This window comes from Halomonas sp. HK25 (assembly GCF_047795635.1).
GTDB lineage: Bacteria > Pseudomonadota > Gammaproteobacteria > Pseudomonadales > Halomonadaceae > Halomonas.
This window is the reverse complement of the sequence record NZ_CP181044.1, coordinates 4178874-4190420: the sequence shown is the minus strand read 5'-3', so window position 1 is coordinate 4190420 and position 11547 is coordinate 4178874. Positions and strand designations below refer to the sequence as shown.

The following is an 11547-nucleotide window of genomic DNA, read 5'->3' as shown; positions in this document are numbered from 1 at the left end:
TAATAGCCATGCTGACCGACGACAGACCCGATCGCCGGACCACCGAGGGGGCTCCGTCCGCCATCGCGCTCGACATGCGCTACGGAAAAATTGCACCCGAGCCGTGATATCACTACAATTTCCGGTCTTGAGCCGAATACACCCGGGTTCCATTGCCGAATCCGGACGCCTCGAAATTGTCGATTCTTCCAGAAAACCACGTGGGAATAATGAGTTATGAAACGCACCTTTCAGCCCAGCGTTCTGAAGCGTAAGCGCGTGCACGGCTTCCGTGCCCGTATGGCCACCAAAAACGGCCGTGCCGTCCTGGCGCGCCGTCGCGCCAAGGGTCGCAAGCGCCTGAGCGCCTGATCACGGACTGCACGTGTCCCGTCATGACTTCCCCCGCCGTCTGCGTCTGCTGACGGCTGGGGACTACCGGCAGGTCTTCGAGACCGCGGTCTTCAAGGTTCACGGCAAGGGCCTCATGGCCCTGGCGACGCCCAACGAGCTCGGGCATCCTCGTCTTGGCCTGATCGTCAGCAAGAAGAACCTACGCCGTGCCGTCGACCGCAACCGCCTCAAACGCCTCGCTCGCGAATCGATTCGCCACCAGCAGCAGCGTCTGCCGGGGGTGGATATCGTGCTCATGGCCAGACGAGGCGTGGGGGATCTGGACAACGAGATCCTGTATCGTCAACTGCACGGGATGTGGCGTCGCCTGGAGCGTGAGGCAAGAAAAGCCGCCTCAGCCGAAGACCAGCCACCGGTCGAGACACCCAGCGCGAACGCCAGTCAGGGCGGATGACAGGTCAGCCAGGAGTCGTCACCATGTCGAGGTTTCTTTCCATGGTGCTTCCTGAGTCTGCCGGCACCCCCGCCGATAGTCCGTGTTCGGCATCCAGCCTGCCCTTGGCAGGCTTTTGTCTATCTCGGGCAGATGTTTTCCATCTCGCCCTCGGCAAGTTCACCACCCATCGGGCAGAACCCTCATGGACGTAAAACGACTCCTCTTGCTGATCCCCCTGGCGGTGCTCGCCTACCTGATCGTCGTTCAGTGGAATCAGGACTATGGCCAGGTCTCCCCTGAGCCCGAGGCCCCCAGCTTCACCAGCAGCTCAGCCAATGGTGAGGCCCAAGAGTCCGATCCGGATGGCCTGGCCGTCCCGGCGACGCCCAGCGCTTCTGGCGACGTCAGTCAGGCGATGCCCGGCGAGGCGAGCACTCCTTTCAGTGGCCGCGACCTGATCGCCGTGATCACCGATGTGCTGGACCTGCGTATCGACCCCCAAGGCGGCGACATCGTCTACGCGGCACTGCCACAGCACAAGCTGACGCTCGACTCGGACAGGCCCTACGTGCTGCTCTCGGACAGCGGGACCCGCAGCTATGTGGCTCGCTCCGGCCTCCAGCTCGATGGTCAGGCCGGCCGCATCGCCTTTACACCGGAGCATACCGAGCACCGCCTGGCCGAGGATGACAATCGCCTTGAGGTCGACCTCCGTGCCGAGGTCAACGGCATCGACGTCATCAAGCGCTTCACCTTCGAGCGAGGCAGCTATGCGGTGGACGTCAACTACTATCTGGCCAACAACACCGAGGCGCCCGTCACCGCTCGCTTCATCGGCCAACTGGCCCGCGACAACAGCCCGGACCCCTCCAGCGGCGTGGCCATGGGCATGAGTTCCTTCCTCGGCGCGGCCTACTCCACACCGGAGAGTCGCTACGAGAAGGTCGACTTCGACGATATCCAGAGCGGTCGCTTCGACAACGTCGACGCCCAGGGCGGCTGGGTGGCGATCATCCAGCACTACTTCGTCTCGGCCTGGGCGCCATCCCAGAACCAGCAGAACCTCTACTACGCCACCACAGACTCGCAGAACCGCAACGTGGCGGCCTTTGCCGGTCCGGTCAGCACCCTGGCTCCCGCCAGCGAGGCGCGCCTTGGTGCGACCCTCTACATGGGGCCCAAAGTTCAGGATTACCTGGAAGCCGTGGCTCCCAATCTGCGCCTCACCGTGGATTTTGGCTGGCTGTGGTTCATCGCCAACCCGCTGTTCTGGCTTCTCGACCAGATACACAGCCTGATCGGCAACTGGGGCTGGTCCATCGTCTTCCTGACCATCGTGGTCAAGCTGGTGCTGTGGCCACTCTCCGCCAAGGCCTACAAGTCCATGGCCCGTATGCGCAAGCTGGGCCCGGAGATGCAGCGCCTCAAGGAGCAGTACGGCGACGATCGCCAGAAGATGTCCCAGGAGATGATGAAGTTCTACCAGAAGGAGAAGATCAATCCTCTGGGTGGCTGCCTGCCGATCCTGGTACAGATGCCGGTGTTCATCGCCCTCTACTGGATGCTGCTGGAGTCCGTGGAGCTGCGCCATGCGCCCTTCATGTTCTGGATCCAGGACCTGTCGGTGAAGGACCCGTTCTTCATCCTGCCGATCCTGATGGGCGCCTCGATGTTCGTGCAGCAGCTGCTCAACCCGACGCCCCCGGACCCCATGCAGGCGAAGATCATGCGCATGCTGCCCATCGTCTTCACCTTCTTCTTCCTGTGGTTCCCGGCCGGCCTGGTGATCTACTGGGTGGTGAACAACATCATCTCCATCGCCCAGCAGTTCGCCATCACGCGCAAGATCGAGAACGACCCCAGCGTCGGCAAGGGCATGAAGACCAAATAGCGACGGCGTGAAGACCAAGTAGCCGGCAGTCTGTTTGCCGTTACCAGACCCCCGCCCCTGCGGGGGTCTGGCGTTTGTGGGACTCGAAACGGACAATGACCCCGCCACCATCAGGAGATTCCCATGGCCAGCCTCCATGACCTGGACACCATCGCCGCCCTCGCCACGCCCCCTGGCCGGGGAGGCGTCGGCATCATCCGCGTCTCGGGGCCGCTGTGCGCCGCGATCACCGAGGCGGTAGTGGGCCACTGCCCTCCTCCCCGTCGCGCCCACTACGGCCCTTTCCAGGGCGAATCGGCCGTGATCGACGAGGGCATCGCCCTCTACTTTGCCGGGCCCCACTCCTTCACCGGTGAGGACGTGCTGGAGCTCCAGGGCCACGGTGGCCCGGTAATCATGGACCTGTTGCTGGCGCGCTGCGTGGCGCTCGGCGCTCGCCTGGCTCGTCCCGGGGAATTCTCGGAGCGCGCCTTCCTCAACGACAAGCTCGACCTGGCCCAGGCCGAGGCGATCGCGGACATGATCGACGCCAGCTCCCGGGCCGCCGCCGAGAATGCCCTGCGCTCCCTGCAGGGAGACTTCTCGCGCCGAATCGAGGCGCTGGTGCAGCGACTCATCGAGTTGCGTATCTACGTGGAGGCGGCCATCGATTTTCCGGAGGAGGAGATCGACTTCCTGGCCGACGGCAAAGTGGCCGAGCGGCTCTCCGAAGTGATGGAGGAACTGGCGGCGGTGCGCGCCGCCGCCGGCCAGGGTGCGCTGATGCGCGAGGGCATGAGCGTGGTCATCGCTGGACGGCCCAACGCCGGCAAGTCCAGTCTGCTTAACGCCCTCACCGAGCAGGAAACCGCCATCGTCACCGATATCGCCGGCACCACTCGGGACGTGCTGCGCGAACACATCCATATCGACGGCATGCCGCTGCACGTCATCGACACCGCCGGCCTGCGCGACACTCCGGACGCCGTGGAGCAGATCGGCGTGGCACGGGCCTGGGCGGAGATCGAGAAGGCCGACCGGGTACTTCTGCTCGTGGATGCCGCCACCACCGCTTCTCTTGACCCCATGACGATCTGGCCCGAGTTCGTGGCCCGGCTGCCGGACCCGACGCGACTGACGCTGGTACGCAACAAGATCGACACGATCCGAGACGCTCCTGGAATCGAGTTATCCACAGCCACCCCAGTCGTTCGGCTCTCCGCCCGAACCGGCGCGGGTGTGGATAACCTGAAGGCGCATCTCAAGGAAGTGATGGGCTATACCAGCACCACCGAGGGGCGCTTCTCGGCCCGGCGGCGTCACCTGGACGCCCTGGACAGGGCGCGCCAGGCCCTGGAGAACGGCGGGGCTCAGCTCTCGGGATACGGTGCCGGTGAACTGCTGGCCGAGGACCTGCGCGACGCCCAGCAGGCGCTGGGCGAGATCACCGGAGAGTTCAGCGCCGACGACCTACTAGGCGAGATATTCGGCAGCTTCTGCATCGGAAAATAGCACTCAAAAGTGCCTAGCAGTCGGCGCTGAAGCGCCGCCTCACGCGAAGGCTGCCAGGCGAGATATTCGGCAGCTTCTGCATCGGAAAATAATCCCCCTCTCACTCCTCCACCCACCAACCGCTGCGATAGCTCCCCGGAGCGCCCAATCGGGCCACCACGGGTGCCATCGCCGCAGCGAGCCGCTCATCGAGGCCCCAGGGCGGGTTGACCACCAGCATGCCGCTGCCCACCATGCCTCGCTCGCCCTCAGTGGGCGTCCGCCGGGTAAATTCGCCGTACCAGACCTTGCGCAGCCCCCCCTCGCGGACGCCCTCCAGCAGCTCGCGGTGGCGGCCCGCCGGCAACAGCGGATACCACACCAGCATCACCGCATGGCGTGCCTTGCGCATCGCCGCCAGCAGCGTCTCGGCCACCTCGAGATACTCCCCTTTGCGCTCATAGCTGGGGTCGATCAGCACACAGAGCCTCGGCGTCTTGACCGGCAGCCGCTGCAGCAGTCCCTTTAGGCCATCGCCGTGGATACGCGCCACCGCCTCGGATAACGGCTGCTGTGCCAGATGCTCGTGCTCACCGGCATGCAGCTCGAACAGCCACTGTCGATCCCCCGTCCGCCGCCGATGGCCCATCCACCAGGGGGAGCCAGGGTAGTGGGTCAGATGCGCGGGATCTGGCTGGGCGCGAGCCAACGCCGCCAGCCAGTCGCTCAGCAGCGGTTCGTTCGCCAGCGCCTGGCGGTCCTTCCAGAGAGGGATGACGCCTTCCCGGTACTCCTGCAGTCGATTGGTCTCTGTGGCATCCAGAGGATAGAGGCCGCGACCGGCGTGAGTATCTAAATACGTAATAAAAGATTTTTTACGTAATAGATGATCGATGACCGCATGCAGGGTCAGGTGCTTGTGGACGTCGGCGAAGTTGCCGGCGTGGTAGGCGTGCTGATAGGAAAGCATGGAAGACGGTCCGTGAATCGGCAAGGCAATCGACAATGAAAAGGGGCCCGCCACTTCCCAGTGACGGGCCCCGGATACAAGAGCAGTGGAGGCGCTAGCCGAGGATCACTGGAACTGGCTCTCGATCGGCGAGAGGGTGATCTCGACGCGACGGTTCTGTGCACGCCCCTCCTCGCTGGCGTTGCTTGCGACGGGCTGGGTCTGCCCGTAGCCGGTCATGTTGAGGCGATTGCGAGACACGCCGGACTGGCCCAGGTAGTTGCCGACGGCTTCGGCGCGGCGCTCGGAGAGGCGCTGGTTGTAGTCCGCGTTGCCGGTGCTGTCAGTGTGGCCGGCAATATTGACGCGGGTATCGGTGTACTGGGTGAGGATCTGCGCCACATCGTTTAGAGCGTTGCGGGCGCTCATGGTGAGCTCACTGGAATCGAAACCGAAGGTCACGCTGCTCGGCATGTTGAGCACGATATCATCGCCGCGACGATCGACCTCGATGCCGGTACCCCGCGTGCTCTGGCGAAGCTCCTCCTCCTGGCGATCCATGTAGGCGCCGACGCCGGCACCGGCGGCAGCGCCCACGGCGGCACCGATCAGGGCCCGGTCGCGGCGGCTTGTGCTGCCGTCACCACTCAGCGCACCGGCCGCGGCCCCAACGGCGGCACCGATGGCGGCACCCGTGCCCGTCGTGGAACGCTGGGTCTGGCCGGAATAGGGGTCGGTGGTGGCGCAGCCCACCAGCAGAGCGGCGGCGGCAAGCGGAACGAAGAAGCGAATGGGCTTGATCATGAAATCAGATTTCCTTTCAGTCATTGGGTGGCCCGGAGGGAATACCTGCCGGGCAGTTCATCATTTACACGGGCTGCGATGAGTCTGGCGGACCGGTCACTCCATGCCAATCAGCGCCAGTAGTTCATTCAAGAATAATAGACCCTGAGGCGATGCCTGCAGTCGATCGCCATCTTCCACAAGAAGTCCTTTTTTACGGGCACTGGCCAGGCGAGCCTCGAGCACGGCCGATGAACGGCCCGTGGTGGTTCGCCAACGCTTCATTGAGACTCCCTCAACCAGGCGCAGCGCGTTCATGGAAAACTCGAGCGCGAGCTCGCTCTCCTCGATCCGACTGCGGCCGGCCACGAAACCCTTGAGATCGTGCTGCCGGCGCAGGTAGGCCTCCGGCTGGCGGGCCTTCCAGCGCCGCTCGATGACCAGGCCAGCGTCTCCATCATCAGCGCTCAGCTTGCCATGGGCGCCGGCGCCGATCCCCAGGTAGTCACCGAAGCGCCAGTAGTTGAGGTTATGCCGTGAGCGCCGATGGGGCAGGGAATAGGCCGAGATCTCGTAGCGAGCCAGGCCCGCGGCCTCCAGCCGCTCATGCCCCAGGTCCTGAATATCCCAAAGCACCTCCTCCTCGGGCAGCCGCGGCGGCCGGGAGTGAAACTCGGTGTTGGGCTCCAGGGTGAGCTGGTACCAGGAGAGGTGCTCGGGAGCCAGCGCCAGGGCCCGTTCAAGGTCGGCAAGGGCCAGCTCAGGCGTCTGTCTCGGCAACCCATGCATCAGGTCGAGGTTGAGGTTGTCGAAGCCCGCCGCGCGCGCCTCGGCCACCGCCGCCTCGGCATCACGGCCGGAGTGGATGCGACCCAGCGCCTGAAGCTGAGCATCCTGGAAGCTCTGCACCCCCAGGGAGAGCCGGTTGATGCCAGCCTCACGATAGCCCGCAAAGCGCCCGCGCTCCAGGGTGCCCGGGTTGGCCTCCAGGGTAATCTCGATATCACGGGCCATGGGCAGCCGTGCGGCGATACCGGCCAGCAGGGCTCTATAGAACCCGGCGGACATCAGGCTCGGGGTACCACCACCGATGAAGATACTGGCCAGTTCCCGACTCTCGGCCAGGGGGAGATCAGCATCGAGGTCGGCCAGCAGCGCCGCCAGATAGTCGGTCTCCGGCAGCTCGGCTCCCCGGCCAACGCCGTGGGAATTGAAGTCGCAGTAGGGGCACTTGCGCACGCACCAGGGCACATGCACGTAGAGAGCGAGGGGCGGCAGGGACATCATCGCGGCTCGTGGACCCTGCCCAGCGCCTCCACCAGCGCCTGGAGGGCACGCCCGCGGTGGCTCAGGCGGTTCTTTTCGGCCGCCGCCAGTTCAGCCACACTCATGGCCTGGTCCGGCAGCCAGAACAGCGGATCGTAGCCGAAGCCACCCTCGCCGCGAGGATGGGCCAGGATCTCACCTTCCCAGCAGCGTTGAACGATCAGCGGCACGGGATCCTCGGCGTGTCGCAGGTAGACCAGCACGCACCAGTAGCGAGCCCTGCGCTGCCCCTCGGGAACCTCGGCCAGGGCCTCCAGAAGCCGGGCGTTGTTGCGCGCATCGCTCTTCGGCTCTCCGGCAAAACGCGCCGAGTAGATCCCTGGGGCCCCGTGCAGGGCACTGACCTCCAGCCCCGAATCATCGGCCAGCGCCGGCAGGCCGCTGACGCGACTCGCCTCACGCGCCTTGAGAAGGGCGTTCTCGACGAAGGTCAGGCCGGTCTCCTCCACCTCGGGGACGTCATACTCCGCCTGGGGCCTGACCTCGAAGCCCAGCGGCGACAGCAGCTGATGAAATTCACGCAGCTTGCCGACGTTGCCGCTGGCGAGGATCAATAGGGTCGAGGTCATGTTAGGGACTCCTGCCGATTCACGGCCTGCCATTCTAGGGCCACACGGAGAATCAGGAAACGCCTGAGTCCGATTCTCAGCCCACTCTCAGTCTCGCTGCGGGAAATGGTATGACGCATATCATGATGGTAGGTTGGTTTTTCCTCACGGGATGGGGCTCTCCAGCGCGTCTCTGGCTGGGCAACCACCTGATTTCACTCTGGCTACCCGCATTCACCGACTGAGAAGAATTAAAAGTATTTTTTTTATAACCAATCGTTAGTAACGAAAATTTACAAAATGACCAAGACTGCAGGCTGATAACTAGAGATTACCCATTCCATGCCCCGGGACTAAACCACCTGGCCATACTTCAAGGAGGGCAGACATGGATCAGAGCAGAAACTTGCTACTGTTGGTCACGGCTAACAGCCCCCAGTGCCAGCTTTTTATCGATTACCTGCATCAGCATGTGGCCTGCGAGATCACCGTGTTGCCGCCTGGAAGCGAGTGGAAGCCTCGTGATATTCAGCCCACCTTGATTCTGCTGGATGTCGACCATATTGGCGAAGACCTCATGCAGAAGTGGCACGCTCGGGCCATGGAGGACGAGCGTCTCTCGTTGGCCGCCTTCAACCTCAAGGACGAGGACCACGCGATACAGACCCTCTCGGCTCTCCACCTGCAGGGTGTCTTCTACCGCAGTGACAGCCTGGAGATGATCTGCAAGGGACTGCAGGCACTGATGGCCGGTGAGCTTTGGATGTCGCGATCGCTGATGACCCGCATGATCTCCTTCCTTCGGCGCCAGCAGCTCAACTCCTACCGGCCCGTCTGCGGGCTCACCCACCGCGAGTTGGAGATCATCGGCTTGCTTGGCTCGGGTGCCTCAAACGGTGAGATCGCCGACCGACTCTTCGTCAGCGAGCACACCGTCAAGTCACATCTCTACAACATCTTCCGGAAGATCGATGTCCACAACCGCATCCAGGCCGTCAACTGGGCACGCCATAACCTGGGCGTGCCGCCCCCGCCCGATAAGAATCACCCACGACGACCGGTCGGGCATACCAAAGGCCAGGACTGAACCCACGCAGCACCTCAGACCAGCTTCACGTGCTCCTCGATGAGGTCGACCAGCGTCTCCGCGGCGTTGTCCGCGGTGGTATCGAGATGCAACAGGTGAAGGCGCTCCTCGTCACCGAAAGGCTCCAGCTCGGCTAGCTGATGGTCGAGTAGCACCAGGCTGTCGGCCACCTCCACATCCTGACGGCGGGCGCGCTTCTCGATGCGCCGCCTGAGCGTGGCCTCATCGGCCTCGAAGCTGACCACCAGACAGGGCAGGCCGCGGGCCTCGGCCTGCTGGCGAAGCAGGTCGCGCTGCCAGCGTTTCAGGCAGGCGGCGTCCACACAGGCCGGAATACCGGCATCGAGCAGGATTCCCGCATAGCTCGCCAGCTGATGGTAGGTTCGCTCGGTGGCGGCCTCACTGAAGATATCCACAGCCGGCGGCACCGCCGGCGCCTGTGGATAGGCCTTCTCCTGAGGCAGATCGTGGAGCCGCCGCCGCTCCGCATCCGAGCAGACGCGGATCGCTCCCAGCCGGCTGACCAGCCCCGAAGTGAAGCGGCTCTTGCCACTGCCGGACACGCCCACGGCGATCACCAGCGGCGGAAAACGGAACTCGGCTATGCGCTCGGCCAACGCCAAGAAGTGTCGGCACTCTGCCATGCTCTCCGCCAGCCTGGCCGGGTGCTCCGGGTCCTGCCCGGCTGCCGGACGCCGCTGCAGGGACCGCCGGGCGCCGCTCAGCGCATGGCAGGTGCCGAACAGGGAGAGCAGCCGAGCCTGGGGGTAGTCCCCCGACAGGCGCAAGTAGCGGTCCAGCGCCAGGCGCGTCAGCGCGGACTCCCCGCGTGCCTCCAGCCCCACCAGCAGAGCCGCCAGATCGCTGGCGGGATCCGCCGGCAGTTCACTGCCGGGAGCCCCGAGATCACGGCCGATGGCGTTGGCCAGCAGGGTCCTCCCCTCGTGGCACAGGCGGCTGTCCGGATGGGCAAGCGCCCAGCTGGTCACCAGGCGCTCGCGCCGCTCCTCAAGCAGCGGCTTGAGGCGCACCAGGTCCTGCTCCAGCCACTCGCCGAGCTGATCGAGCCGCAGGCACTCCTCCTCGTCCAGCAGGCCTCCACGGATGGCCGCCAGCTCCTCCCGTGCCATCTCCGCCAGTGGCCGGGTGGGGTCGCCGTCCATCGCGGCGGCCTGGGGTAGGCGGTGGTAGCCCACCAGGGCATCCACCAGCGATTCCAGGCTCTCGTTGGCATCACAGGACCCGGGGGGCACAGCGGAGGAGTGAGGCATCACGAGTCTCCTGATGGTGTGGTGAGAAACAGTGTGGTGGATAACGTCGTGGCTGTGGTCGGTGGCCTCAGGCCTGCTGCATGGCCACGAAGGCCTTCTCGGCGGCATCCAGGGTGCGCTGGATATCCTCCGGTGCATGGGCACTGGACATGAATCCCGCCTCATAGGCCGAGGGGGCCAGGTAGACGCCTTCATCCAGCATGGCGGTGAAGAAGCGCCGGAAGGCATCGCCATCGCAGGCGGTGGCCTGGGCGAAGTTGTCGACGCGACTCTGGCTAGTGAAGAAGAGGCCGAACATGCCGCCCACGTGCTGGGTGATCATCTCCACGCCGGCGGCCTCGGCACGCTCCCGGAGACCGTGGCAGAGGGTCTCGACCCGCTGGGCCAGGGCATCATGAAAGCCGGGCTCGCGCAGTTTGGTGAGGAGTGCGATGCCGGCCGCCATGGCCAGCGGGTTACCGGAGAGCGTGCCCGCTTGATAGACCGGGCCCAGCGGGGAGATGTTGGACATGATCGTCTCGCTGCCGCCGAAGGCGCCCACCGGCATGCCGCCGCCGACGATCTTGCCCAGGCAGGTGAGGTCCGGATGGATGCCGTAGTGGGCCTGGGCACCGCCCAGGGCCACCCGGAAGCCGGTCATCACCTCGTCGAAGATCAGCACGCTGTCGTGGGCGTCACAGGCACGCCGCAGGCTCTCCAGGAAGCCCGGTTGGGGCGGGATGCAGTTCATGTTGCCGGCCACCGGCTCGACGATGATGCAGGCGATCTGGTCACCGATCTCCTCGAAACACTGCTCCACGGCATCGATGTCGTTGTAGGGCAGGGTCACGGTGTGCTCGGCCAGGGAGGCCGGCACGCCGGGGGAGCTGGGCTCACCATGGGTCAGGGCACCGGAGCCCGCCTTGACCAGTAGCGAATCGGAGTGCCCATGGTAGTTGCCCTCGAACTTGACGATCTTGTCGCGGCCGGTGACCCCGCGGGCCAGGCGTATCGCCGACATGGTGGCTTCGGTGCCGGAGCTGGTCATGCGCACCATCTCCATGGAGGGGATCATCTCGCAGATCAGGTCCGCCATGGTGGTTTCGATAGCCGTGGGGGTGCCGAACGATAGCCCATTGTCCAGCCGCTCTCGCACTGCTCCCAGGACGTCCGGGTCAGCGTGGCCGGTGATCATCGGCCCCCAGGAGCCCACATAGTCGACATAGCACTTGCCCTCTACATCGAACAGGTAGGCGCCCCGGGCGCGCTCCATGAACACCGGTGGACGCTGCATCCCCTTGAAGGCGCGCACCGGCGAGTTGACGCCACCGGGAATATGGAGGCAGGCCCGTTCGAAGAGTTCGGCGGATGTGGTCATGGTATGTCTCGTCCTCGAAAGCTGTGGATAATTCACTGGATAACCTGATCATGGCCACCCGACTGCCCCCCATTCTCTGCGTTCGAGCAGGGGATG

The 11547-nt window shown here is 64.7% G+C and carries 11 protein-coding genes; 5 read left to right on the top strand and 6 right to left on the bottom strand.

What is annotated here, in order from left to right:
* The first annotated feature begins 216 nt into the window (after nt 1-216).
* From rpmH to mnmE, 4 genes are all read left to right on the top strand, one after another.
* Complete coding sequence (gene rpmH / locus ACM26W_RS19705; RefSeq protein ID WP_010626003.1) at nt 217-351, top strand: 50S ribosomal protein L34; 135 nt, start codon at nt 217-219, stop codon at nt 349-351.
* A gap of 13 nt (nt 352-364) precedes the next feature.
* Nucleotides 365-787, top strand: coding sequence for a ribonuclease P protein component (rnpA, locus tag ACM26W_RS19700; protein ID WP_416138649.1), 423 nt, complete (start codon nt 365-367; stop codon nt 785-787).
* Between the two features lie 184 nt (nt 788-971).
* Complete coding sequence (yidC, locus tag ACM26W_RS19695; protein WP_416138648.1) at nt 972-2660, top strand: membrane protein insertase YidC; 1689 nt, start codon at nt 972-974, stop codon at nt 2658-2660.
* Between the two features lie 123 nt (nt 2661-2783).
* Nucleotides 2784-4151: a tRNA uridine-5-carboxymethylaminomethyl(34) synthesis GTPase MnmE gene (mnmE, locus tag ACM26W_RS19690; RefSeq protein WP_416138647.1), complete on the top strand. Its 1368-nt coding sequence runs from the start codon at nt 2784-2786 to the stop codon at nt 4149-4151.
* A gap of 100 nt (nt 4152-4251) precedes the next feature.
* On the opposite strand, the gene ACM26W_RS19685 is transcribed toward mnmE, so the two are convergent.
* The 4 genes from ACM26W_RS19685 to rdgB form a co-directional block, all read right to left on the bottom strand.
* The gene (locus ACM26W_RS19685; protein WP_416138646.1) at nt 4252-5100 is read right to left on the bottom strand and encodes a 23S rRNA (adenine(2030)-N(6))-methyltransferase RlmJ; all 849 of its coding nucleotides are present in this window, start codon (nt 5098-5100) and stop codon (nt 4252-4254) included.
* A gap of 105 nt (nt 5101-5205) precedes the next feature.
* The gene (locus tag ACM26W_RS19680; protein ID WP_416138645.1) at nt 5206-5883 is read right to left on the bottom strand and encodes an OmpA family protein; all 678 of its coding nucleotides are present in this window, start codon (nt 5881-5883) and stop codon (nt 5206-5208) included.
* A gap of 96 nt (nt 5884-5979) precedes the next feature.
* Nucleotides 5980-7149: a radical SAM family heme chaperone HemW gene (gene hemW, locus ACM26W_RS19675; protein WP_416138644.1), complete on the bottom strand. Its 1170-nt coding sequence runs from the start codon at nt 7147-7149 to the stop codon at nt 5980-5982.
* Nucleotides 7146-7757 carry an RdgB/HAM1 family non-canonical purine NTP pyrophosphatase gene (gene rdgB, locus ACM26W_RS19670; RefSeq protein WP_416138643.1) on the bottom strand — a complete coding sequence of 204 codons (612 nt, stop codon included), beginning with the start codon at nt 7755-7757 and terminating at the stop codon, nt 7146-7148. The genes hemW and rdgB overlap by 4 nt, the downstream gene beginning before the upstream one ends.
* 367 nt (nt 7758-8124) lie before the next feature.
* On the opposite strand from rdgB, the gene ACM26W_RS19665 reads away from it, so the two are divergent.
* Nucleotides 8125-8823 (top strand): LuxR C-terminal-related transcriptional regulator, encoded by a 699-nt coding sequence (locus ACM26W_RS19665; protein ID WP_416138642.1) that lies wholly within the window; start codon nt 8125-8127, stop codon nt 8821-8823.
* Nucleotides 8824-8837: 14 nt separating this feature from the next.
* On the opposite strand, the gene ACM26W_RS19660 is transcribed toward ACM26W_RS19665, so the two are convergent.
* Together ACM26W_RS19660 and hemL are read right to left on the bottom strand one after the other, a co-directional pair.
* Nucleotides 8838-10094 carry an AAA family ATPase gene (locus ACM26W_RS19660; RefSeq protein ID WP_416138641.1) on the bottom strand — a complete coding sequence of 419 codons (1257 nt, stop codon included), beginning with the start codon at nt 10092-10094 and terminating at the stop codon, nt 8838-8840.
* A gap of 67 nt (nt 10095-10161) precedes the next feature.
* On the bottom strand, nt 10162-11451 hold the full coding sequence (gene hemL / locus ACM26W_RS19655) for a glutamate-1-semialdehyde 2,1-aminomutase (RefSeq protein ID WP_416138640.1): 1290 nt from the start codon (nt 11449-11451) through the stop codon (nt 10162-10164).
* Nucleotides 11452-11547 lie beyond the last annotated feature (96 nt).

Coding starts and splice junctions, on each gene's coding strand:
- rpmH (WP_010626003.1), top strand. CDS start 217: ATGAAACGCACCTTTCAGCCCAGCGTTCTGAAGCGTAAGCGCGTGCAC.
- yidC (WP_416138648.1), top strand. CDS start 972: ATGGACGTAAAACGACTCCTCTTGCTGATCCCCCTGGCGGTGCTCGCC.
- mnmE (WP_416138647.1), top strand. CDS start 2,784: ATGGCCAGCCTCCATGACCTGGACACCATCGCCGCCCTCGCCACGCCC.
- ACM26W_RS19685 (WP_416138646.1), bottom strand. CDS start 5,100: ATGCTTTCCTATCAGCACGCCTACCACGCCGGCAACTTCGCCGACGTC.
- ACM26W_RS19680 (WP_416138645.1), bottom strand. CDS start 5,883: ATGATCAAGCCCATTCGCTTCTTCGTTCCGCTTGCCGCCGCCGCTCTG.
- hemW (WP_416138644.1), bottom strand. CDS start 7,149: ATGATGTCCCTGCCGCCCCTCGCTCTCTACGTGCATGTGCCCTGGTGC.
- rdgB (WP_416138643.1), bottom strand. CDS start 7,757: ATGACCTCGACCCTATTGATCCTCGCCAGCGGCAACGTCGGCAAGCTG.
- ACM26W_RS19665 (WP_416138642.1), top strand. CDS start 8,125: ATGGATCAGAGCAGAAACTTGCTACTGTTGGTCACGGCTAACAGCCCC.
- ACM26W_RS19660 (WP_416138641.1), bottom strand. CDS start 10,094: ATGCCTCACTCCTCCGCTGTGCCCCCCGGGTCCTGTGATGCCAACGAG.
- hemL (WP_416138640.1), bottom strand. CDS start 11,451: ATGACCACATCCGCCGAACTCTTCGAACGGGCCTGCCTCCATATTCCC.